The organism is Lysinibacillus sp. NPDC096418 (assembly GCF_044762775.1).
Classification (GTDB): domain Bacteria; phylum Bacillota; class Bacilli; order Bacillales_A; family Planococcaceae; genus Lysinibacillus.
This window is the reverse complement of sequence record NZ_JBIWEY010000027.1, coordinates 23736-46646: the sequence shown is the minus strand read 5'-3', so window position 1 is coordinate 46646 and position 22911 is coordinate 23736. Positions and strand designations below refer to the sequence as shown.

Sequence of the window (22911 nt, the reverse complement as noted above, 5' to 3'; positions counted from 1 at the left end):
TTTAATCCTCGCCCATCGCTAGATAGCCTTGACCGACCTTCGTGACGATGAAATGCCCCAACTCAAGCTCATCTAATTTTTTTCGTAAACGGTTCAAATTGACCGTCAATGTATTATCACTAACAAATCGTTGGTCATCCCATAAGCTATTAATAAGTTCGTCACGACGGACAATCTTATTCTTTTTCTCCAACAAGCACTTTAAGATAAAAATCTCATTTTTCGTCAGTTCAATCGACCCAGCTTCATTAGATATAGTATTTCGTTCAAAGTCTACGGTCGCACCATTCCATCGGTTTAGCTCTATAGGCTCCGCGCTGTAATTATAAACACGTCGCAGCACTGCTTGAATTTTCGCAATTAACACATCAAAATGGAACGGCTTTTGCACGTAATCATCCGCACCCAATTGCATCGACATCACCATGTCCGTTGGATGATCACGTGATGACAAAAATAGAATCGGCACTTTCGACTGTGTTCGAATAACACGGCACCAATGGAACCCGTCAAACTTAGGAAGCTGAATATCAATGAGCACTAAATCAGGTTGTATCGCGGTAAACTCCTCTTGCACCTCACTGAAATTAGAAATCCCATATACATCGTAAGACCATTGACTCAACCTATCTTTAACCTCTTTAAATAAGCTAGCATCATCCTCTATTAACAGAACCTTGAACATTCCAAACACCACTCTTATTTATAGTTTTCTATCTTAAATTGTATCGAAAAAAGACAGCATGCGCTAGGAGGTCTCTGAAAAGTCCATTTATCTGTATTCAGAAAAACTTGTTTAGGGACAAGTACAGGTGTATTTCACATGAGATTGAAGAGGTTTATTGGAGGCCCAGAAGGACGCTTCCTAATTTATGGTGATAAACCATATTTATCTTGACCTTCAAGTTGGTTGAAGGTTTAACATTGTATTTGGGGGTGTTGGAAGTTTGAATAAATTCATGACGATACAAGATTTTTCTGAAAGGACAGGCGTTTCCAAAAGTACATTAAGGTTTTATGAGTCGAAGAATCTACTTCTACCAATTGAGAGAAGCGCGAATGGTTATCGAGTTTATGCTGATCATCAAGTAGAGACGGTGAAACTAATAGCAACTTTACGTGTAGCTGAAGTATCGATTAATGAGATACAAACTTATTTGAATGAGAATGACGATACAGTTCGCCAAAAAATGAAGGAGGAGTGGATTCAAGATATAAAAAAGAGGCGAGATCTTTTGGATGTCAGCTTACGCTATTTAGAAAGTGATTCTATTCGTGATCAAATTTATTTAATAGATAAAAGTGAGGAAAAGATTATTTGGTTTGTCGCGGAATCCAGAACAGGTAAATTTGGAGAGCATTTTGTGAAAAGATCTGATGAATTAAAGAAGTTAAATATACGGATTAAAAGTTATTATTTAAATTATTTATCAGGATTAGATTTAATAAAAGCGCAAATTGGTTTTGGTGTACCATTGGATGTTAAAACGAGTGATTTATTAGAAGTTGACTTCGTGGAATATATGCCTCCATGTATATGTTTAGCATTACCATTTAAAGAGCATCCAACTAAATTAAAAGAAGGCTATCATAAATTACTACACTACGCCGTCGAACATAAATGGATTCCAACACGCTCAATTTTAGAGTGGTATCGCGGAGAAGACTTTACAGATTTGGATTTATTATTGCCAGTGATACAAATTGAGCAAAGTGAGAAATGAGTTGTCAATCAAGGTGAAGCGCGCGTGTATACTTCTCCTTAAAAATAGCACTTATTATTTTGTTGGACATTAAGAGGTGGGGACTATTCTTGTGGATAAAATAGTGTGGGTCGTTTCGTTTATGTTGCTTGTATTATTTGTTGTAGTGGTTGTAGACTGTTCTGCTCCAACAAATTTAGAGGATTACAATTTTGATTTTAAACAATCTTGTGATGTTCCCAATAGTTTAGTAGAAGTAAGTGCAATCATTCCAAAGGGAGATACCCCATTTGAAGGCTATGGTTCTATTACGTTAATAAATAATTTTACCTGGTTGGAATCTAAGGGATTTCAAGATGAGTCTGGTCAATATCGAAGGGGATTATTGAAATAATGGTCTATATAAATATTGAAATTTGAATTTTCTGTATTTCATTGATTTTTATAATGAAAATAGCGTATTTTAAGTTGAGTAGTCCATTTTTTTGAAAAGGATTTACTAAAAAATAAGAATTTTGTCGAAAGTAAGCGGGGTGTATGAAGTGAGAAAAGGAAAGTGGAAAAAGTGGCTCCTTGGTGTTGTTGGCTTTTTAGCAGTTGTACTGGTTGTAGTCTTTATCGGTTTTACCTGGTTTATGAATAAATCAAAGCCAGTCATTGAGGGAGAACTTGCTGTAGATGTGCTCGAACAAGATGTTACGGTGACAAGAGATGAAAAGGGTGTGCCGCATATATTTGCGGAGACGGATGCTGATTTGTACCGTGCACAAGGTTATGTACAAGCACAAGATCGTCTGTTCCAAATGGATTTAGCTCGAAGACAGGCAAGCGGTCGACTCTCAGAAGTTATTGGAGAGGCAACGGTAGATACGGATAAGCATTTCCGTACATTTAGCTTACGCGATGCAGCAGAAAAATCATTAGAAGCATATGATACGGAAAGTAAACAAGTACTTGAGTGGTTTGCCGAGGGGGTTAATGCCTTTATTGCTCAGGCAAAGGCAGATAACAAGTTAAGCTATGAATTTACATTACTAGGTTATGAGCCTGAGGATTGGGCTGTTGTAGATTCACTTACCATTGGTAAATACATGGCGTATGATCTAGGTGGCAACTGGGATAAGCTTGCTTTCCGTCATTGGGCTTTGCAAAATTTTAGTAAGGATAAAGCAAAGGAATTATTTATAACGTATCCTGAAAATGCATCATCTATTATCGAGGCAAATATAGAGAAGCCCGTAGCGGTGGCAGGTCAATTTGATGCAGACTTGTTGCCAAATGAATTTAATGGTAGTAATAACTGGGTCGTATCAGGCGATAAAACAAAATCAGGTGCACCATTATTAGCAGATGATCCACATTTAGGGTTAGGGACACCGTCTATTTGGTATCAAATGCATTTGCAATCACCTGAACAAAATGTCAGTGGTGTTATTTTTGCAGGGATCCCAGGTATTATTTTAGGGCATAACGATGAGATTGCTTGGGGAGTAACAAATGTGGGTCCGGATGTTCAGGATTTATATATTGAAACGCCAAACCCAGATAATCCAACGCAATTCCGCTATGATGGAGAGTGGGAGCAAGCAGAAGTACGTGATGAGTCGATCAAGGTAAAGGGCGGAGAAACTGTCGACTTCGAAGTGGTTGTGACACGTCATGGACCTATTATGACAGATTTAGCGTTTAAGGAGACAGAACCTTCAGCACAGTTTTCAATGCAGTGGACTGCGCTCCAATCAACAGCAGAGCTGCGCGCAATATTAGGCTTTAATAAAGCAAAATCATGGGATGAATTTGAGTTGGCATTAGAAGACTTTAAGGCGCCAGCACAAAATTTTGTCTTTACATCAACGGATGGTACGATTGCCTATAAAGCGAATGGTCAAATTCCGATTCGTAAGCAGGGAGACGGACAATTACCTGTGCCTGGCGATTCAAGTGAATATGGTTGGGAAGGCTTTATTCCATGGGATGAACTACCAAAAGTAGTGAATCCGAAGGAAGGCTTTATAGCGACAGCTAATAATGAAATCATTGGTGAAGAATACCCTTATCATATTACAAATTCTTGGGCACAGCCTTATCGCTATGAGCGTATTAAGGAAGTATTAGAAGCCAATGATTCACTTACCGCAGAAGATATGATGAATTTACAAATGGATCAGCATAATTTATATGCACGTGAATTTTTACCGGATTTATTATCATCGATGAAGGAAAAAGATAGTGACGGTAAATATAAGGAAGTTATTACTTTATTAGAAGAATGGGATATGGTAGATGCCAAAGAATCTGGAGCACCTCTTGTGTTCCATATGGTCATGGAGCAACTGCAAGAAGTTCTATTTAAAGATGCCATGCCTGAGGATATGTATAAGTTTATGTCAGGCAAATACAATATTACAGACCAATTACTGCGAAAAGTATATAGTGGTGAAAAAAGCGCTTGGATCGAAGAGCAGGGGGGCGTAGATGCTGCAGTGTACAAAGCATTAGAACGCTCTGTGGCGCTTATTGAAGAGCGTTTTGGTGACAAAGTATCGAAATGGCAGTGGGGAAATTTCCATCAGCTAACATTCGATCATACATTAGGAAGTGCATCTCCTATTCTAGCAAAGTATTTTAATGCGAAAAAAGTGCCGATTGGTGGATCGAAGGTGACTGTGCAGGCAGCTGAAGATGATAAGGATGGCAATGTCGACCACGGTGCTTCCTGGCGCTTCGTTGCGGATGTCAGTGATTTAAGCTCGGCATATCATATTGTCGGACCAGGACAAAGCGGGCATGTGAAGTCTGATTGGTATCAAGATCAAGTAATGGATTGGGCCAATGGTGACTTCCATGAAACCTTTGTGAAAAAAGAGGCTATTAAAGGTGATACAGTGCAATTAAAAGCACAATAAAATAAACAAGCACGTACCAGTTAGAAGGCACCTCAATTGTTTGATACAACCAAACAATTGAGGTGCTTTTATTTTTTGAGAAAAATTCATAAAAAAACGATAAATAGCCGTATCATTCAAACCGTTGTTTGAATATGGTAAAGTACTATGCTATATTGAAAACAATCAAACTAACATTTGAATGAGGTGAGAAGATGAAGAAAGAATTATGTGAAGTTTCGCATGTAAACGAAGCTGCAGTCACAAAGGTGCAACAACAAATGCCGGACTTGTCGGGTGTAGCAAAGTTTTTAAAGGCACTGTCGGACGAAACAAGATTAAAAATAGCATATGCGCTAACGCTAGAAGATGAATTATGTGTATGTGATGTTGCGACAATTATCGGTTCGTCAGTAGCGACGGCATCACATCATTTACGTTATTTAAAAGAAAATAATCTTGCGAAATCGCATCGACAAGGAAAGCAAATGTATTATTCCTTAGCAGATGCACATGTCTATCAAATTGTAACGATTGCTTATGAACATGCGAAGGAAGGGATTGTACATGACGACACCATCTAAACAAGAATACCGATTACAAAATTTATCCTGTGCTAGTTGTGCAGCGAAATTTGAGAAAAATGTAAAAGCGATTCCTAAAGTGAAAGAGGCACAAGTGAATTTTGGGGCATCTAAAATAACAATTGTTGGGGAAGTTAGTGTCAATCAAATTGAAGAAGCGGGTGCATTCGATGGCATTAAAGTTTCGCAATCACCGAAAAGGACGATAGAAAAATCCACGCCATTTTATAAAAAAACAGAAAATATTTTAGCGGGTGTTTCACTGATTTTTGTTGTACTTGGATATGCGTTAGCCTCTATGCGTGGAGAGGGAGATATGTTGGCTATTGCGACGTTTATCATAGCAATCATCGTCGGTGGTATTGGCATCTTTAAAACGGGTTTCAAAAATTTACTACGCTTTGAGTTTGATATGAAAACACTAATGACCATCGCGATCATTGGTGCTGCCATTATTGGTGAATGGGAAGAAGCGGCAGTTGTCGTATTTTTATTTGCAGTGAGTGAGGCACTTGAAGCGTATTCAATGGATAAAGCACGACAGTCAATTCGTCAATTGATGGATATTGCACCACCAACAGCCCTTATTAAACGTGCACATGGTGAGCATTTTCATGAGATGGAACTGCCAACGGAGCAAATTGAAATCGGCGATATTTTGATTGTAAAGCCAGGACAAAAAATTGCGATGGACGGTATTGTATTGAGTGGACTATCCGCGGTCAATCAAGCAGCAATTACAGGTGAATCGATTCCTGTTAACAAAGCGACAGGTGATGAAGTATTTGCGGGTACGTTGAATGAGGAAGGTGCACTCGAAGTACGTGTCACGAAGCGTGTAGAGGATACAACAATTGCGAAAATTATTCATTTAGTAGAAGAAGCGCAGGCTGAAAAGGCACCGTCTCAGCAATTTGTAGATCGTTTTGCAAAATACTATACACCTGCGATTATGATTGTGGCATTACTAGTTGCTGTGATTCCACCGTTATTTATGGGAGATTGGCAGCATTGGATTTACCAAGGTTTAGCGGTACTCGTTGTCGGTTGTCCTTGTGCGCTGGTTGTATCAACGCCAGTTGCTATTGTGACAGCTATTGGGAATGCTGCAAGACAGGGTGTACTTATTAAAGGTGGTATTCATTTAGAACAGTTAGGTCATATTGAAGCGGTTGCTTTCGATAAAACGGGTACGTTAACAAAAGGGAAACCAGAAGTAACGGACATTATCACGTATAATAATATGACTGAAGAGACTGTACTACAGTTAGTAGCAGCGGTCGAAAAACAATCTCAACATCCACTAGCAAAAGCAATTTTAACGACATTACATGAAAAAGGCTTAACGGAGCTTGTACCGACTGATTTCCAATCTGTAACAGGTAAAGGCGCTTATGCAACGGTAGACGGGCAAAAAGTGTCTGTCGGTAGTTTAAAATGGATTGCCACTTTAACGACTGTGGATGAAATGACAAAAGAGCAAGCAAATCAATTGCAATCACAGGGTAAAACAGTTGTCGCGGCTGTTAGTGACAATCAGTTAATCGGCATAATCGGAATTGCTGACCAATTACGTGAGGAAAGCAAAATCGTACTGCAAAAGCTAAGTACATTAAAAGTAAAGCATACTGTTATGCTAACAGGTGATGCTAAACCAACTGCACATGCCATTGCCACTTCTCTAGCTATGAGTGATGTAAGAGCAGGGTTACTGCCAGCTGAAAAACTAACGGCAATTAAAGAATTACGCACGAAATACGGAGCCGTCGCAATGGTCGGAGATGGCGTGAATGATGCGCCAGCCTTAGCATCTGCCAATGTGGGTATCGCCATGGGCGGTGCAGGTACGGATGCAGCATTAGAAACAGCTGATATTGCTTTGATGGGCGATGATTTAGCGAAGTTACCATATACAATTGGATTAAGTAGAAAAACATTACGTATCATTAAAGAAAATATTACCTTTGCCCTCGCATTGAAATTGATTGCTCTGTTACTAGTGATTCCAGGCTGGCTAACACTATGGATTGCAATATTTGCAGATATGGGCGCTACATTATTGGTAGTATTTAATTCATTACGATTGATTCGAAATCATAACAAGTAAAAAAGAAAGCTGGCACGCTTAAAATATTAGCGTGTTAGCTTCTTTTTGTATCGTTCAGATGCTGTAAGTACCTTTTGCTACAATATTCTAATTTGAATAAATGAAGATGCGATTGTTCTAATCCTCATTCAAAGGGATTAATTAAATAGAATGTCGTGAAATCAGTCTTTTTACAATGGAATTACCTTAACGTAATAAATTGGTGTGTTTAGATAGTAGAGGAATTATATCTTAAATAATCACCCATAAGTTTACAAAAAAATAAGACTATTCCTCGATAATGCTAGTTAAAAATATCGGGAAACGTTCGAGGTTTTTAGTGCCATTGATAACTTTATTGCTAATTTTTTTATGCGTAAGTGTTACTAGCAATTCTTGATAAAATCGTTATTTAGCGCTATGATATATCTAGGAACAATGTAACAAAAATTATAAACGAGGCGAGTTTTGAATATGTCAGAACCTATTTTAGTAAACGTTACAGAAGAAATTGTGCGTGGTTTAGTAAGCTTTCTATTAAGAGGTCCGGAATATCAAACATTTTGTAAATGCCAAACTTGTGAATATGACACAGTTGCACTTACGTTAAATGCTTTGCCTAGTAAGTATGTTACATCGCTAGAATCACGAGATGAAGCGTTTAAAATGATGAATGTACCCGAAAATATAGAGCTGATTAATAAAGAGATCATTCATGCACTGCATGCAGTGAGTAAGTATCCTCGACATAAAGTAGAGCCCACTTCGCTATGAAGTCGGCTCTTTTTATGTCAATCTTGAGGATTAAGGCACATGAATGTATTTTCAGTTAACTTTTATTGCATCATTGTAGTAAACTAAAGAGTAAAGATAGGAAAGAGAGGGAATACGGTATGCCAACACCAAGTATGGAAGACCACATCGAACAAATATATTTATTAATCTCTAATAAGGGGTATGCACGTGTGTCTGACATTGCGGAAGCATTATCTGTTCTTCCTTCTTCTGTTACGAAAATGGTTCAAAAATTAGATAAAGATGGCTATTTAGTTTATGAGAAGTATCGTGGTTTAACATTAACCCCTAAAGGTCAAAAGCTGGGGAAGCGACTTGTTCAACGACATGAACTTCTTGAGCAATTTTTAAGAATCATTGGTGTAGATGAAGAACGTATTTATGATGATGTAGAAGGTATTGAACATCATTTGAGCTGGAATTCTATTGATCGGATTGCGGATCTTGTGCAAGTAATGGAGGAAAATCCTGATATTACAAAAAAATTAGAGGCATCAAGATCTCAGGCCTAACACGTAATATAAGAGGTAAGAGAGAAAGGAAGACATTATGAACGAATTAAAATCAGGTGAAGTTGTTACATTAACAGTTTTAGAGCAACAAACATCTAAATGGATATTAACGAATGGAGAAGTTGAACTCCCATTAAATGCATCTGAAGTAACGGAACCACTTACAGTAGGCGACCGTTTAAAAGTATTTTTATTTGCAGACCGCCGTGGTGACTTAGCTGCTACAACTGCTATTCCGGCATTTGCACAAGGTGAATACGGTTGGGCACGTGTTTTACGCGTGACGCGTGAAGGAGCTTTTGTAGATATTGGCACATCACGTGAAGTGTTAGTAGAAGCTGAGGACTTACCTGCTCTAGAAGAGGTATGGCCAGCTGCGGGCGACCATTTATTTATGACATTGCGTACAGACCGTAATGGTGATTTATTTGGCCGTTTAGCAACGGAGGAGAAAATCTCTGAATTATATGAAGGCGCTTTGGAAGAGATGCATAATAAAAATATTACAGCGCGTCCATACCGTTTACTACCAGTAGGTTCATTTCTTTTAGGCGTTGATACACCGTATAGAATTTTTGTCCATGAATCGGAGAGACAAGCAGAACCACGTCTTGGACAAGATGTAGAAGTACGTATTATTGATGTAAAAGAAGATGGTTCGTTGAACGGGTCACTCTTACCACGTAAACATGAACGCATTTCAGGAGATGCAGAGCAAATCTTGAAGTATTTACATGAAGTTGGTGGGAAAATGCCATTCGGTGATAAATCTTCTCCAGATGAGATTCAAGAAATGTTCCATATGAGTAAGGCTGCATTTAAACGTGCGTTGGGTACACTTATGAAAGCCGGGAAGATTAAGCAACAAGAAGGATGGACCGAAGAAATTTAACATCAACAAACAAAATGACGAGGAATGAGACATGAACTATGACATGAAACCTTCCCGTCATTTTTTCGTACTAATAGTTGTATAGCGACGTAAGCTATAAAAGCTGGATGATTTGCAATATAGGGAATCATAAAAAGCGAGAGGAGTAACAGCATGAAAACAAAATGGATGAAAATGCTAGCGATAGTCGTTTTAGCATTAGGTGTGATGACACCCGCTTCGGGATTTGCAGCAGATAATAGCAAAAAAGCAATTGATGAAAAGCTTGGTGTGCCAATCGTAGTATATGGGGCAAACTTATCAGCTGACGAAAAAGAATCCGTAAAAAAATCATTAAAAGTAAAAGATGAACCTGAAATTGAAGAAATTACAGTGTCGGGGTCAGATTTAGTCAAATACATTAAAGACAGTAACTCAAGCTCACGTATGTATTCTTCTGCGAAAATTACGCGCAAAGATGCTGGAAAAGGCTTAGTGATTGAAATTGTCACACCGGAAAATATTACACAGGTAACAGCTGAGATGTATGCCAATGCAATGCTAACAGCAGGTATTGAGGATGCAACTGTACAAGTAGCGGCACCTAAAGCGGTAACTGGTCATTCTGCGCTTGTAGGTATTTATAAAGCATACGAAGTAACGACTGGAGAAACTCTTGATATGGAACGTACAGACGTTGCCAATGAAGAATTATCTGTCGCAACTTCTATAGCAGAATCATCAGGTGTAGAAGATGCTAAAGTTGCAGAATTATTAACAGAAATTAAAAAAGAAATAGCGGAATTGAACCCTACATCACGTGAGGAAGTTCAACAAATCGTAGAAGGTCAATTAAGTAAGTTAGACATTAAATTAAGTGAACAAGATCGTCAATTGCTAGTCGACCTTATGGACAAAATTAGTAAACTAGATATCGATTTTAGTAAGTGGTCTGAGCAATTAGATGATATTAGTAATACATTAAAAGAGAAATTTGATGCACTTATGGAAAATGAAGGTTTTTGGGCAAGTGTGAAAAATTTCTTTGCCAATTTAAAAGAAACTGTTTCTTCATGGTTTAACTAATGATGCAAAAGCTTATTGTCACAATTGGCAATAAGCTTTTTCTTATTTTGTTTAGCGAGTTTAAAAGGAAAATAAGACCACTTTCTTTGTAATGCGGAAAAACTCTATGTTACTATGAAAAAAAGGAGTGGTGAGAAATGGAATTCCAATTACAAGAGCTAGGGGATAATAAGTTTGCATTTGTAGGCGAGCAGAACGGTGAGCGTTTAGCAGAAATTTCTTGGGTACAGCAAGGTGAAGTGATGGTAATGGACCATACCGTTGTATCTGATAAGCTTCGTGGACAAGGGGTAGCGAAAAAATTACTGGATCGTGCTGCAGAGTATGCACGTGAAAACAAGTACAAGATGCAAGCAGTTTGTACGTATGTAGTTGCTGCTTTTGATAAATCAGATGCATATGATGATGTGAAACAATAAAAATAAGGCAATCCTTCATTAGCTCTTTGCTGATGTGTGGATTGCCCCTTTAATTTTCCCTGCCATAATTTAGTACACTCCTTAAAGTTGCATGACACCATAAACAAGCATAGTTAAAAAAGCGGCCCCTCCGATCAATGAAGCCATATCTACCCAATCATAGGTTACATCTACTTCTTTCATAATTACCACCATCCTATCATTTATAATATTTCATTATTTCCCTCTGATCTTTAGATATAATCAAAAGCAATTACAATTTTATAATAATTGATGAAAATAATATTAGAATTGTGCGATAATATCGATTAGGAGAGTGATAGAGTATGTCTTGGAAAATTCAAACGTATGATGAATTATCGAAAGAAGAGCTATATAAAATTATACAATTACGAGTAAATGTGTTTATTGTAGAACAACAAACATGTTATGAGGATTTAGATGATCACGATCAAAACTCCATACATTTATCATATGCGAAAGATGGGAAAATATTCGCGTATACACGTTTATTACCCCCAGGGGAAAAATTTGAAATGGCCTCTTTAGGTCGTGTGATTACGAGTCAAGAGACACGTGGAACAGGTTTAGGTAAAGAAATGATTCAACTAGCACTAGATACGATTGAAAAAGAATGGCCGGGTTCTGAAGTATTTATCCAAGCACAAGAATATTTAAAGGGTTTTTACGGATCATTCGGTTTTGAACCAGTATCAGAGCCTTATATTTATGATAGTTTGCCTCACCGAGATATGTTGTACAAACCCAAGAAGTAATGTTTAACTTTCTAAAGAATAGGGGAAAGCTATGTAAATAAGGCTTATTTCTTTAATTTTTAGGAGGAATTTAGGATGGCAAAAGGTAAAGGAATTATATTTGCAGGATTAGCGGGATTTGCTGCTTCTTATTTGAGTAAAAAGGAAAACCGTGAAAAGACGCTTGAAATGTTTAATAACGCAAAGTCTAAATTAGAATCTTATATGAATACATCTAGAGTCGATATGAATTCAAACATTGCTGAACGCGTAAAGGTGGAAGTGGCTACGGAAGCTGGGACAACGCCGACTAATCTTGCATCAAATGAAATGGTTGCTGAAGGTGGCGGTCATACGGCTGTTCATTTTTATAACGAAGAAATTCAAGCAAAAGAAAAATGAAAAAAACCTTCTCATGTAACGGTGAGAAGGTTTTTGTTGTTATTCTTCTTAAAGTTCTTTAAATGTGTTGAGAGGTTTTATTTTTAATTGGAATAATCGTGAAACCAGCAAAGCATAGTAGCACGAATCCTGTAAAGATAAAGCCGCTTGTAATACCGAGCGATAGCCAACCAAGTAAGGACGAACCAAGTACAACACCTAAAGAGAAGAAGGCATAGAAATAACCATAGGCTTTTCCTCGTATTTCAACTGTTGTAGAGTCAATTAAAAGTGAGTTGACGGAAGGGAATAAAAATCCAAATCCACAACCATAGCAAATCATTGCCAAATATAACAATGTGCTAGAATCTGCCTGACTAATAAGTATTTGACTAATCCCCATAAGGCTAATTCCTAATGCTAGTGTTTTAATGGGTGCAACTTTATCGAAAATTCGATTTGTTGGTAAGATGAAAACAAGGACAGCGACAATGCCAAATACACTCATTAACGTACCACTTACTCGAGAATCAAAACCTAAAGATTGCACTTTTAACGGTAATAAATAGGCGATGACCCCTTGTGAAAACATTAAGAAGAAAGCGCCTGAAAAGGCCTTTAATGTACCAATATTATTAAAGAAAACACTAATTGGAATACGTTTACTAGATACAGTTTCTTCTTTTTTTGCTTTAGCAGTTTTTAATAAGAAGAATGCAAGGACTCCTAAAATAAGCATGAAGCTAGCAGTAATATTGAATACAAACGGTACGCTTGTACGGCTTGCGAGAATGCCACTAAAAGCGGGACCTATTATAGCTGCAATCCCAACGAATGCCCCGGAGATTGCACTCCCTTTTCCGCGTTTCTCTTGTTCTGTAGCGTTTGCCAAAAATGTAAAGGCGGCAGGGACAATAAAGCCAGCTACTAAGCCATGTATAAAACGCACAACTAGTAGAAAGGTAGGGTCATCTACTAAATTGTATAAAGTCAAAGAAACGCCTGTTGTTAGTAGACCTATGACTAAAATCATAAAAGGTCCTTTGCGATCAGTTAAAAAACCGGAAATAATATTACCGAAAGTGTTAGAGAGGGAATACATACCTACTGCTAACCCTGTTAAAAAGGCAGATGCACCTAAAGATTCTGCATAAGTACTCATAACAGGAAGTTGTGTAAATAAATCGAAAAAAGAAAAGAATATTATTACATAAATAAATGACTTCATATTTCCTCCAACAACAAATTACGCCGTAATGCTTTCATTATATCATTTTCGACAAAAAAAGACCGCTTGATTAGTCATAAAGGACTCATCAAGTGGTCTTAAAAGAAAAGAAATTAAGCTTTTGCGATTTCTTTTTTCATTGTTTTGTTTTTAGCAAGGTTTACGTGCCAAGAAAGAGCTTCCTCTAAAATATGAGGTGTTTGTTGGTTTCCTGTCGCTTCAAGAGCACGGTTGTAGTAATCCCATAATTGTTCTTTGTAATCTGGGTGAACGCAGTTTTCGATGATTAGTGGTACTCGCTCTTTTGGAGCAAGGCCGCGTAAATCAGCGATTCCTTGTTCAGTAACGATTACATCTACATCGTGTTCAGTATGGTCTACGTGTGAAACCATTGGTACGATTGAAGAAATCGCGCCACCTTTTGCGTATGATTTTGTTACGAAGATACCAAGACGCGCATTACGTGCGAAGTCACCAGAACCACCGATACCATTCATCATTTTTGTACCTGAAACGTGTGTAGAGTTTACGTTACCATAAATGTCTAATTCAAGAGCCGTGTTGATAGAGATTAAGCCCAAACGACGGATAAGCTCAGGGTGGTTAGAAATTTCTTGTGGACGTAAGCAAATTTTATCAGCATACTTTTCTAAATTGCCATATACTTTTTTCTGTAATTCTTCAGTAAGTGTAATTGAAGTAGCAGCTGCAAATTTAACTTTTCCAGCATCGATTAGGTTGAATACAGCATCTTGAAGTACTTCAGAAGCAACAACTAAATCTTCAAATTCTGAATCAGCGAAGCCATCAAGTACAGCATTTGCTACAGAACCTACACCAGATTGTAATGGCATTAATTTGTTCGTTAAACGACCAGCTTTAATTTCATCGCGGAAGAAATCTAATAAAATGTTCGCCATTGTTTGTGTTTCTTCATCTGGAGGAACGATTAATGAAGGAGCATCTGGCTCTTCAGAAATAACGATTGCTTTAATTTTTGCTGGATCTACTTTAATACCAATTTCACCAATACGTTGTGTAGCATCAGTCATTGGAATTGCTTCACGCTCACCTTGTTCAGCAGGTACGTAAATATCATGAATGCCGATTAAAGCTTCTGGGTGAGAGATATTTAATTCGACAATAATATTTTCAGCATACTCGGCAAAAATAGGTGAGTTACCTACAGAATTTGTAGGGATAATTAATCCATCTTCTGTAATAGCAACAGCTTCAAGAATTAAATATTTAATTGGTCCGATAATTCCTTGGCGAACTAATTCAGCGTTATGAGAAAGATGTGCATCTACATATTGAATATCACCAGAGTTGATAAGATTACGGATACCAGCATCCCCTTGGAATGGTCCACGTTTGCGGATAACGCCAGCCTCAGCTAAATATTTATCTACTTCAGGGCCTAAAGAAGCGCCTGTATATACATCAATTTTGAATTTTTCATTTTTAGCGCGTTCTACTAATGCCATAGGAACAACTTTTGCATCCCCCGCACGAGTGAATCCACTCATACCTACTACATCACCATCTGAAATAAGTGCTGCAGCTACATCAGCTGTAACGATTTTACTTTCAAGTTCTTTAATACCTATACGTTTTTGAATAATTGCATCCATAAAAAAAATCCTCCCCTAAAAAATTATTGATGGAAACCGTTTACAAAACAAGAAAATCTTGTGAGAATTTTCTGTTTATTTAGTTGTAGTATGACTCCAACCATTTGATTAATACTATCACCAATGTGTCACAAAAACTGTATAAACAACATTAAATTGCCTAAAAAAAGATTAATCGAGAAAATTCGAGCATTAATGACAGAGAAAACGCTTTAATGTAGATTAGTCTTTTTGAAAATATCCAAACTTAAGAAAAAATACAATAATCATTCAACTAGAGAAAAATGATTATTGTACTTTTTAAAAAATTAGAAGCCTAATGAGCGACGGAAGTAGCTCGCATAACGTTGACTGACAGGAATTCTAGTCCCGTCTTTCATAATTAATAAGAATGTTGAATGTGAATCCGGTTGAATCTCGTCAATATAATCGATGTTGACGATGTAAGAGCGGTGGCATCGAATAAATGAGTCTGGTGCTAGGAATAGTTCAAGGTCACTTAAGTTTAGACGATGATAACCTTCACGTCCCATAGTTTTGACAAATGTTTTACGAAGTTGTGTTTCAAGGTAAATTACTTGATCATGTTTAATTGGGTACCAACAGTCATCAATTTTAATCGTGATGTAGTTTGTTAAAAATGCTGATGGCTTTTGTGGGAAAATGGCAGTAATGGCACCTTTTGTTTCGCCTTCTTCCATAAGAGGGATACTCATACCGAAATAAGCAACACCAAACACATCTGGTTCGATGTACGTGCTGATTTTTTGACCATAAGCTAATGCTTTGTGTGCAGCTGAACCTTCTTTGATAGGGTCACCTGGTTTTATTTTTAAATCTACTTTTTTGCTTGGCTGGTAATACAAGTATTCATTTGTGTCTGAGATTGCGATGGATGTATTTTCAGGGAAAAACTCCTTAATAATATCCATAATTTCTTCTATTTGCTTTGGATCCACTATTAACACCTCATTTTGTACTTTGTAAAAAATATTATTATCATCTATTTTACTACAAATTCATACAAATTATATAGAGAAGATTTAGGAATAAGCTAGAGAAATGTTGAATAGAGTAAGGAAGGTTACATAATATGTAATTAATTTTAATTAATTACTAATATATTTTATATTGTATGTGGTAAAATATGATTGGTAAATAATTGTTTTCTGTAGTTTCTACTACGTTTGAATGATAAATTAGCACTATAATATGCGGCAAAATATGGTTGAAAGAAAATCGCAAAATATGGTAAAATCCACTGTACAGTCTAAATTATTTTAGTCTTGTAGTATTAATGGCAGGTTATTATTAATTTAAGATCACAAAATTATGAAAATAAGTACTCGATTTATCCTTAAAATGGCGAAAAAGCATTTTAAGTTTTAGATTGATGTCGATTCATGTAAGGTTATTCGTGTACTCTGAGGAAAGATGGGGAAGATTATGCAACTACATCAACATTCTATGTCAGAAACGATATCAAAAAGATACTTTCAAGAAATCGATAATATTAACCAATACGTCGGTGTGGAAGAATTTTTTAATATTGAGTCAAAATTAATATTTGAAATTTATCATCTAGAGTCAGCAAAGGCAAAGAAATCTTTGCATGAAATAATTGATATTCTTTCAATCCGTTTTGGTAAGCAAGTTATTAAAATAGTCCGTGGCTACTTTTCGGTTTTATCATCGATTGTTGCGCGTAAATTGCTAGACAATCAAGTACCATCGAAAAAAGCATTTGCTTTCAATGTTGCATGTAATGATATGATTGAAAATCAAATGAAAGATGCAGAGTTTTTACAGTTTGCAGATGACTTGATTGATTTCTTCATTTACTTTATTGCAGATCGAAAACAACCGACATTCCGTCATCAAACGGTTAATAAAGTAATAATGTACATAAACGATGAATTAGAAAATGACTTAACAGTGGAGATAATTGCAAACAACTTCCATATAAGTACAAGTCATTTATCTCGTATTTTTAGAGAACATGTCGGTATTACGCTTGTAGAATATCTAAATGTCCGTCGTGTAGAAGAATCACAATATTATTTACGACATACTAATAAGAGCATTACATCTATTTCAGATCAGTTCCATTTCTGTAACCAAAGTTATTTCACACGTATTTTCAAAAAATATACGAATGTAACACCTAAGCATTTCCGTGATGAGTTGCATCATGAATTTTATCGTTTTGAGATGGCAGAATTGGAACTTCAAAACGTATAATTAAAATCTGCACAGTTTAACGGATGCTATGGTTTGAATGTATCTTAGATTACAACTAGAAGTACTTATGAAGAAATAACAAAATGCAATCCTAATTGTTAACTACATGATTGCATTTGAAATTCGTATATTACAGCGCCTGCTATTTGATTATGTAAGTCTTGATAAGGTATACTTCACATTAGTTGAAAATTAATAGTGGGTGAAAAAATGAAGAATTTGAAGCTATTATCAATGCTTGGATTAGTTGTCTTCGTTCTTAGTGGATGTCAGGCCGTTGAAAACAAAGAGGGCTTTTTCTATAGTGTTTTTGTTAAACCTATGGAATTTATGCTGGAGTTTTTAGGGAATGACATTTTTTCAGGTAGCTATGGACTTGCAATTATTGCGATTACAGTGTTAATACGATTAATTTTAATGCCGATTATGTTGAAAAACTATCGTCAGCAACAAACGATGAAAACGAAAATGGACGCATTTAAGCCAGAACTTGAAGAAGTTCAAAAGAAAATGAAAGAAGCTGAAACAAAAGAAGAGCAAATGCAATATCAACAAGAAATGGTTGGTCTATACAAAAAACACGGCATCAATCCAATGAATATGGGTTGCTTACCAATGTTAATCCAAATGCCAATTATTATGGGTCTGTACTTTGCGATTTTATATTCAGCCGATGTAAAAACACATCAGTTTTTATGGTTTAGCCTAGGGTCGCCGGATATCGTTATGACGATCATTGCCGGTCTTGTCTACTTAGTACAAGCGCGTGTATCTTTATGGACTGTACCAGAGCAACAAAAAGCACAAATGAAGATGTTTATTTATATTTCACCAATTATGATTGTCTTTATTTCGATGTCATCTATGGCGGCATTACCACTATATTGGTCTGTCAGTGGTGCGTTATTAATTTTCCAAACATATATTGGTAGAAAATATTATTCGGATTATCCAGATAAAGCAAATTCATAAATGAGCAGATATCGAGGCGATTTGTAGCCTCGATTTTTTTTAGGAGGTAAATGAATGAATACAAAATGGATTTCTTCCATCCTTGTTGCTTTTTTTAGTATTCTAGCCATTGTATTTGTCGTAAAGGGTAATTTTAATTTTGCAGTACTTTCTATGACGGTTATGTTTGCGCTATCAAACGGTTTTAGAGCAAAAAGTTTTAAAGAGCAAGGTTATGTCAAAGAGGCGAAGTGGATGCAATATATGGCGATATTTTTTGGTATCTCTTCAGTGGCTGTTTTGGCAATTATCGTAACATCATAATTAATGAAAACATCAATTGTAGATACGATTGATGTTTTTATCTTTAGTCTACAGTTAGTCCAATATAACTTGAAGTTTAAATATCAAATCTGTTTTTAGTCTATTTATTTAGATAGGAACATTTCTAAAATATTATTGTGAAAATAGATACTTAAAAATGTGAACAGTGATAAAATGAGGGCAAGAGGTTAAGTGAAAAGGGGCATATAAAAAGTGAAAAACAGTCGTACAAAAATCATTATCGGCGCCATTATTTCGGCAGCTCTAATAATCTCCATTTTTGTGGTGGCCAATTATAAAAATAACCAGGTTGGTGTGAACTCAGATAATGGTGAAAATTCAACAGTGCAAAATTCAAACAATAAACCAGCTGATGAGGGATCAAAAACACCTGAATTACCAAAAGAACCAGAAGTAAAGCCTGATAAAAATGGTTACATCCCTAATCAGACATTGCCAACAGAACCAACTTATATAAAAGAAATCTTAATAGCCAATAAAAGATATCCATTACCGTCAACTTTTGCGCCAGAAGAAGATAAAACTGCGCGTGCTGCACTTGATACGATGTTAGCTGCAGCGAAACAACAAGGTTTTGATTTAGTCGCATTTAGTGGCTATCGCTCATTTGAATATCAAACGACTTTGTACAATAATTACGTCAAACGTGATGGGGTGGATGCTGCTGATCGTTATAGTGCACGCCCAGGTTATTCTGAACATCAAACAGGTTTGGCATTTGATATTGGCGAAAAAGGTAAAGAAGATTTATGGCTTACAGAGGAGTTCGGTGAAACTGCAGCAGGACAATGGCTTTTTACTCATGCTGATGAATACGGATTTATCTTACGATTCCCGCAAAATAAGGAGCATATTACAGGCTATATGTATGAATCTTGGCATTATCGTTACGTAGGTACTGAAATTGCCAAAGAGATAAAAAAACAAGATATAACATTAGAAGAATATTTAGGTGTAAATTAAAAAGGAGTGGGCGTATGCCCACTCCTCAGATTGTCGACAAAAGGCCTTCAGAATCGTCTCATCCTGAAAGCCTTTTGTATTTTTGAAAGTTTTTTTGGTATTTTACAGTCTTATTTTAATCAATAGAACTCTTCGAGTATTCAGAGCTAGACCATTTCTGGAGCTTGCCATGTCCAATTGGCAAGCTTCTTTAAATTCATGGCAGCAAAAGTAAGCATCGCTTGCATGGACAATTTTTTTATCCCACGTAGGGTTGTCCATCGCATACCATGCTTTTCTTTTGCATCCGCAAAGACACGTTCAATTGTTTCTTTACGTCTCGCATATATTTGTTTAATATCGTTCTGATGACGAAGATGATCTGCTTCTTCCACATACTGTGCCCAAATATGGCGTTCAATGATTTTTCGATAATCCTTACTATTTGTGCATCGATCAAGTAAAGGACAGTTTACACATTGAGCTGGGTTCGACTTATATTGACGTTTACCTTCTTTAGTAGTAGTCGAATATTTAAGGACTTGCCCTTGCGGGCAAAGATAGCAATCATAATACTCATCATATACGTATTCTTGTTTACGTAAAAATCCAACCTTCGTTTTTGGCCGTGTATATGGAAGTGCTGGTTGAATATCTTGGTCAAATAAGAATTTAGTAATCGCAGGAGTTTTATAAGCAGCATCGGCAGCAACAGCTAGTGGCTTTTTCACTTTTTCCATTACCTTTTCAACAAGTGGTTGAAGCATATGACTATCATGAACATTACCAGGTGTCACAATTGATCCGAGTATAAATCCATATCGATCCGCGGCTGCATGAAATGAGTAAGCAAACTGCTTAGTCCTTTCATCTTTTACATAGTAGCCACTTTCAGGGTCTGTCGTACTTTTTTTAATTTCCTTCATCTCTTCTTTTTCAAATTTATCTGGCGGAAATGGTTTCTTCCCATGATCAATCCGATCTTGATTCAATTCTTCTTGAAGTTTAGCTTCATATGCCCGAGTCTCTTTACGCACCATTTTCTTTTCGAATTTACGTTTATTCGCACTCGCTTTGACATGAGTTGAATCGATGAAAACATGGTCAGCACTTAGTAAACCTTTATCAGCGATTTCTTTAAGTATGCGATAGAAAATCTGTTCAAAGATATCAGTATCTTGAAAACGACGTTCATAATTTTTACCGAAGGTAGAAAAGTGCGGTACCTCCGAATGGAATCCAAATCCTAAAAACCATCGATATGCCATGTTCGTCTCAATTTCTTTTATTGTTTGACGCATTGAACGAATCCCAAATACATATTGAACAAAAGTCATCTTGATTAATACAACTGGGTCGACACTAGGGCGACCTAATTTAGAATACAGTGGTTCTACTAGTGGATAGATGAAAGAAAAATCAATCGCAGCCTCAAGCTTTCTTACAAGATGGTCTTGTGGTACAAGTTGATCAATAGTTATCATTTCAATTTGATCACGTTCATGATTGTGAGTTTTCGTCATCATATATATCACCTCTAGTAGTTTTCACTTTAATCTTAAGCACTAATTTTATTTTAAAAGAAAAAAGACTGTAGACAAACTCGAATTTTTCGAGTTTGTCTACAGTCTGAGGAGTGGGCGTATGCCCACTCCTCTTTATAATATTGGCGTTAATAAACGTGAAATCGATTCTTTAAACTTAATTAAGTTCGATCGGTTTTGATATATTTCCAATGTAAGTTCTGTGCAGTCAAACATGTCCTTTTCAAAAATTTCTGCAAGTTGATGGGAAATTGGACAATCATAAATAAAGGCATTTACTTCAAAGTTTAAGCTAAAGCTGCGTACATCAATATTGGCTGTACCGACAGTAGACGCCTCATCATCAATAACAATGGTTTTAGCGTGGATAAAGCCCTTTTCGTATATATACACTTTAGCCCCTGCACGTAGTAATTGGCCGACATATGAATATGTAGCCCAGTAAACAAACATATGATCTGGTTTGTTTGGAATCATTATACGGACATCAATACCTGACAACGCAGCAATTTTAATGGCGTCTAGAAAACTTGCATCCGGTATAAAATAGGGCGTTTGAATATATATATATTTCTGCGCCATATTTATTAGTTTTAAATAACCGATTTTAATTTGTTCCCAGTCAGAGTCAGGTCCACTCGATACAATTTGTAATCCTGCATCACCTTTCTCAGGTATCGCGGGAAAATATCTATCCGAGTATCCCATTTTTTGTTGCTCACAAGCTTGATTCCAATCGAGTAGAAATCGTGTTTGTAATGGATGGACAGCACTACCTTCAATACGCATGTGCGTATCTCGCCAGTAGCCAAATTTCTTTTGGAGACCGAGGTACTCATCACCTACATTAAAGCCTCCGATATAGCCAACGCGACCATCTATGACAACTATTTTACGATGATTTCGGAAATTTAGACGTGGGTTAACGAGTGGAAAGATCGATGGGAAAAATACTTCAACTTCTCCCCCAACAGCTAGTAACTTTTTAAAGTGACGCTTTTTTACATTGCGTGAACCCATCTCATCATACAATAAACGTATTTTGACGCCTTGTTTAGCTTTTTTAATAAGAGCGTTGACGATGCGAGTACCTAAATCGTCAATACGGAAAATATAATATTGAATATGAATGTGGTCTTTCGCAGATTCAATATCATTTAGCAAAGCTTCAAATTTATTCGCACCATCATCGAAAATTTTGACGCGATTATCTTGTGTTAGCACAGCGTTATTTGTTTTCAAATGCATGTAAATTAAATCTTTATAGTTCTCAGCGTTATTTATGCGAAACTCAAAAGTATCCTCTTGAATCGCTTCTTTTTGGTACCTAATAAGATTATCAATCCCGATATCTTTGCGTCCTTCCCATCGAAAAAGATGCTTTTTACGCAACTTTCTTCCAAACATTAAATATAATATGAATCCAACTAAAGGGATGAAAAATAATACAAGTATCCATGCCCAAGTTGAGGAAGGGTCTTTACGCTCTAAAAAGATAACCATCATGGCTAATAAAATATTGGCCACTAAAGTTAAAGGTACGAAAAAATTTAATTCTGTGAATAAGCTCATTTTTTATCCTGCCTTTAACTTATTTAGTAAAAATCCACCGCTTTTTTAGGTGGTAAGATGAATATGATTTTTGACTGTCATTTCGCGACGTTTAGACGTAGACGAAATAGTGGGACTCTTAGGTGGATGTCGCGAATTTTAAGAGGAACGAATTGTGCAAGTAGAAACTAGAATTCAAGCGCTATTACGTCAGGATGTAATTAATTATATTCGACCGTGTATTTAGTATAGCTTACTTTTAATGTTGAATGAAAGAAGTTACGCTGACAGTTTCTAAATATAAAGGGATACTAGGGAAATGATGGCGTAATCTGAAATATAAAATTAGATTTATCATGATTATTACTTTGAAAGACTAATAAAAAAAGACGTAACTT

General features: G+C 36.4%; 22 protein-coding genes. 16 read left to right on the top strand and 6 right to left on the bottom strand.

The features are described from left to right. Window position 1: 1 nt before the first annotated feature. Window positions 2-685, bottom strand: coding sequence for a response regulator transcription factor (locus ACIQZG_RS17690; RefSeq protein ID WP_402756785.1), 684 nt, complete (start codon window positions 683-685; stop codon window positions 2-4). 262 nt (window positions 686-947) lie between these two features. Between ACIQZG_RS17690 and ACIQZG_RS17685 the strand changes: the two genes are divergently transcribed. The 12 genes from ACIQZG_RS17685 to ACIQZG_RS17630 all read left to right on the top strand — a co-directional run bounded on the left by ACIQZG_RS17685 (window position 948) and on the right by ACIQZG_RS17630 (window position 12098). Beyond that, window positions 948-1724, top strand: coding sequence for a MerR family transcriptional regulator (locus ACIQZG_RS17685; protein WP_402756784.1), 777 nt, complete (start codon window positions 948-950; stop codon window positions 1722-1724). Window positions 1725-1815: 91 nt separating this feature from the next. After that, on the top strand, window positions 1816-2097 hold the full coding sequence (locus tag ACIQZG_RS17680; protein ID WP_402756783.1) for a hypothetical protein: 282 nt from the start codon (window positions 1816-1818) through the stop codon (window positions 2095-2097). 139 nt (window positions 2098-2236) lie between these two features. Next, on the top strand, window positions 2237-4609 hold the full coding sequence (locus ACIQZG_RS17675) for a penicillin acylase family protein (RefSeq protein ID WP_402756804.1): 2373 nt from the start codon (window positions 2237-2239) through the stop codon (window positions 4607-4609). A 194-nt stretch (window positions 4610-4803) separates the two neighbouring features. Beyond that, window positions 4804-5172 (top strand): ArsR/SmtB family transcription factor, encoded by a 369-nt coding sequence (locus ACIQZG_RS17670; RefSeq protein WP_402756782.1) that lies wholly within the window; start codon window positions 4804-4806, stop codon window positions 5170-5172. Next, window positions 5156-7279: a heavy metal translocating P-type ATPase gene (locus ACIQZG_RS17665; RefSeq protein ID WP_402756781.1), complete on the top strand. Its 2124-nt coding sequence runs from the start codon at window positions 5156-5158 to the stop codon at window positions 7277-7279. The genes ACIQZG_RS17670 and ACIQZG_RS17665 overlap by 17 nt, the downstream gene beginning before the upstream one ends. Before the next feature lie 453 nt (window positions 7280-7732). Then, window positions 7733-8032 (top strand): late competence development ComFB family protein, encoded by a 300-nt coding sequence (locus tag ACIQZG_RS17660; RefSeq protein ID WP_402756780.1) that lies wholly within the window; start codon window positions 7733-7735, stop codon window positions 8030-8032. A 119-nt stretch (window positions 8033-8151) separates the two neighbouring features. Next, entirely contained in the window at window positions 8152-8565 is a 414-nt protein-coding gene (gene mntR / locus ACIQZG_RS17655; RefSeq protein ID WP_402756779.1) for a transcriptional regulator MntR, read from the top strand. Between the two features lie 37 nt (window positions 8566-8602). Then, window positions 8603-9457: a CvfB family protein gene (locus ACIQZG_RS17650; RefSeq protein WP_402756778.1), complete on the top strand. Its 855-nt coding sequence runs from the start codon at window positions 8603-8605 to the stop codon at window positions 9455-9457. A 153-nt stretch (window positions 9458-9610) separates the two neighbouring features. Next, complete coding sequence (locus ACIQZG_RS17645) at window positions 9611-10522, top strand: DUF1002 domain-containing protein (protein ID WP_402756777.1); 912 nt, start codon at window positions 9611-9613, stop codon at window positions 10520-10522. Window positions 10523-10659: 137 nt separating this feature from the next. Beyond that, window positions 10660-10941 carry a GNAT family N-acetyltransferase gene (locus ACIQZG_RS17640; RefSeq protein ID WP_402756776.1) on the top strand — a complete coding sequence of 94 codons (282 nt, stop codon included), beginning with the start codon at window positions 10660-10662 and terminating at the stop codon, window positions 10939-10941. 326 nt (window positions 10942-11267) lie between these two features. After that, on the top strand, window positions 11268-11717 hold the full coding sequence (locus tag ACIQZG_RS17635; protein ID WP_402756775.1) for a GNAT family N-acetyltransferase: 450 nt from the start codon (window positions 11268-11270) through the stop codon (window positions 11715-11717). A gap of 75 nt (window positions 11718-11792) precedes the next feature. Continuing rightward, window positions 11793-12098 carry a hypothetical protein gene (locus tag ACIQZG_RS17630; RefSeq protein ID WP_402756774.1) on the top strand — a complete coding sequence of 102 codons (306 nt, stop codon included), beginning with the start codon at window positions 11793-11795 and terminating at the stop codon, window positions 12096-12098. Between the two features lie 58 nt (window positions 12099-12156). On the opposite strand, the gene ACIQZG_RS17625 is transcribed toward ACIQZG_RS17630, so the two are convergent. From ACIQZG_RS17625 to ACIQZG_RS17615, 3 genes are all read right to left on the bottom strand, one after another. Continuing rightward, entirely contained in the window at window positions 12157-13305 is a 1149-nt protein-coding gene (locus tag ACIQZG_RS17625; RefSeq protein WP_402756773.1) for an MFS transporter, read from the bottom strand. Window positions 13306-13418: 113 nt separating this feature from the next. After that, the gene (gene scpC / locus ACIQZG_RS17620) at window positions 13419-14939 is read right to left on the bottom strand and encodes a succinyl-CoA:acetate CoA-transferase ScpC (protein ID WP_402756772.1); all 1521 of its coding nucleotides are present in this window, start codon (window positions 14937-14939) and stop codon (window positions 13419-13421) included. Between the two features lie 308 nt (window positions 14940-15247). Then, on the bottom strand, window positions 15248-15898 hold the full coding sequence (locus tag ACIQZG_RS17615; RefSeq protein WP_402756771.1) for a LytTR family DNA-binding domain-containing protein: 651 nt from the start codon (window positions 15896-15898) through the stop codon (window positions 15248-15250). Between the two features lie 487 nt (window positions 15899-16385). On the opposite strand from ACIQZG_RS17615, the gene ACIQZG_RS17610 reads away from it, so the two are divergent. The 4 genes from ACIQZG_RS17610 to ACIQZG_RS17595 all read left to right on the top strand — a co-directional run bounded on the left by ACIQZG_RS17610 (window position 16386) and on the right by ACIQZG_RS17595 (window position 19439). After that, window positions 16386-17180, top strand: coding sequence for a helix-turn-helix transcriptional regulator (locus ACIQZG_RS17610; protein ID WP_402756770.1), 795 nt, complete (start codon window positions 16386-16388; stop codon window positions 17178-17180). Window positions 17181-17390: 210 nt separating this feature from the next. After that, the gene (yidC, locus tag ACIQZG_RS17605) at window positions 17391-18152 is read left to right on the top strand and encodes a membrane protein insertase YidC (RefSeq protein ID WP_402756769.1); all 762 of its coding nucleotides are present in this window, start codon (window positions 17391-17393) and stop codon (window positions 18150-18152) included. A 54-nt stretch (window positions 18153-18206) separates the two neighbouring features. After that, on the top strand, window positions 18207-18455 hold the full coding sequence (locus ACIQZG_RS17600) for a hypothetical protein (RefSeq protein WP_402756768.1): 249 nt from the start codon (window positions 18207-18209) through the stop codon (window positions 18453-18455). A 213-nt stretch (window positions 18456-18668) separates the two neighbouring features. Beyond that, a complete protein-coding gene (locus ACIQZG_RS17595) occupies window positions 18669-19439 on the top strand; it encodes a M15 family metallopeptidase (RefSeq protein WP_402756767.1) in 771 nt (256 codons plus the stop codon). A 146-nt stretch (window positions 19440-19585) separates the two neighbouring features. Here the strand turns inward: ACIQZG_RS17595 and ACIQZG_RS17590 are convergent, their stop codons facing one another. Further along, window positions 19586-20944 (bottom strand): IS1182 family transposase, encoded by a 1359-nt coding sequence (locus ACIQZG_RS17590; RefSeq protein ID WP_402756766.1) that lies wholly within the window; start codon window positions 20942-20944, stop codon window positions 19586-19588. Between the two features lie 132 nt (window positions 20945-21076). Next, complete coding sequence (cls, locus tag ACIQZG_RS17585; protein ID WP_402756765.1) at window positions 21077-22534, bottom strand: cardiolipin synthase; 1458 nt, start codon at window positions 22532-22534, stop codon at window positions 21077-21079. Between the last annotated feature and the right edge of the window lie 377 nt (window positions 22535-22911).

What these genes read in the sequence shown, in the direction of transcription:
- ACIQZG_RS17690 (WP_402756785.1), bottom strand. Translation starts at nt 685, where the DNA reads ATGTTCAAGGTTCTGTTAATAGAGGATGATGCTAGCTTATTTAAAGAG.
- ACIQZG_RS17670 (WP_402756782.1), top strand. Translation starts at nt 4,804, where the DNA reads ATGAAGAAAGAATTATGTGAAGTTTCGCATGTAAACGAAGCTGCAGTC.
- ACIQZG_RS17665 (WP_402756781.1), top strand. Translation starts at nt 5,156, where the DNA reads ATGACGACACCATCTAAACAAGAATACCGATTACAAAATTTATCCTGT.
- ACIQZG_RS17660 (WP_402756780.1), top strand. Translation starts at nt 7,733, where the DNA reads ATGTCAGAACCTATTTTAGTAAACGTTACAGAAGAAATTGTGCGTGGT.
- mntR (WP_402756779.1), top strand. Translation starts at nt 8,152, where the DNA reads ATGCCAACACCAAGTATGGAAGACCACATCGAACAAATATATTTATTA.
- ACIQZG_RS17650 (WP_402756778.1), top strand. Translation starts at nt 8,603, where the DNA reads ATGAACGAATTAAAATCAGGTGAAGTTGTTACATTAACAGTTTTAGAG.
- ACIQZG_RS17645 (WP_402756777.1), top strand. Translation starts at nt 9,611, where the DNA reads ATGAAAACAAAATGGATGAAAATGCTAGCGATAGTCGTTTTAGCATTA.
- ACIQZG_RS17640 (WP_402756776.1), top strand. Translation starts at nt 10,660, where the DNA reads ATGGAATTCCAATTACAAGAGCTAGGGGATAATAAGTTTGCATTTGTA.
- ACIQZG_RS17635 (WP_402756775.1), top strand. Translation starts at nt 11,268, where the DNA reads ATGTCTTGGAAAATTCAAACGTATGATGAATTATCGAAAGAAGAGCTA.
- ACIQZG_RS17630 (WP_402756774.1), top strand. Translation starts at nt 11,793, where the DNA reads ATGGCAAAAGGTAAAGGAATTATATTTGCAGGATTAGCGGGATTTGCT.
- ACIQZG_RS17625 (WP_402756773.1), bottom strand. Translation starts at nt 13,305, where the DNA reads ATGAAGTCATTTATTTATGTAATAATATTCTTTTCTTTTTTCGATTTA.
- scpC (WP_402756772.1), bottom strand. Translation starts at nt 14,939, where the DNA reads ATGGATGCAATTATTCAAAAACGTATAGGTATTAAAGAACTTGAAAGT.
- ACIQZG_RS17610 (WP_402756770.1), top strand. Translation starts at nt 16,386, where the DNA reads ATGCAACTACATCAACATTCTATGTCAGAAACGATATCAAAAAGATAC.
- yidC (WP_402756769.1), top strand. Translation starts at nt 17,391, where the DNA reads ATGAAGAATTTGAAGCTATTATCAATGCTTGGATTAGTTGTCTTCGTT.
- ACIQZG_RS17600 (WP_402756768.1), top strand. Translation starts at nt 18,207, where the DNA reads ATGAATACAAAATGGATTTCTTCCATCCTTGTTGCTTTTTTTAGTATT.
- ACIQZG_RS17590 (WP_402756766.1), bottom strand. Translation starts at nt 20,944, where the DNA reads ATGATGACGAAAACTCACAATCATGAACGTGATCAAATTGAAATGATA.
- cls (WP_402756765.1), bottom strand. Translation starts at nt 22,534, where the DNA reads ATGAGCTTATTCACAGAATTAAATTTTTTCGTACCTTTAACTTTAGTG.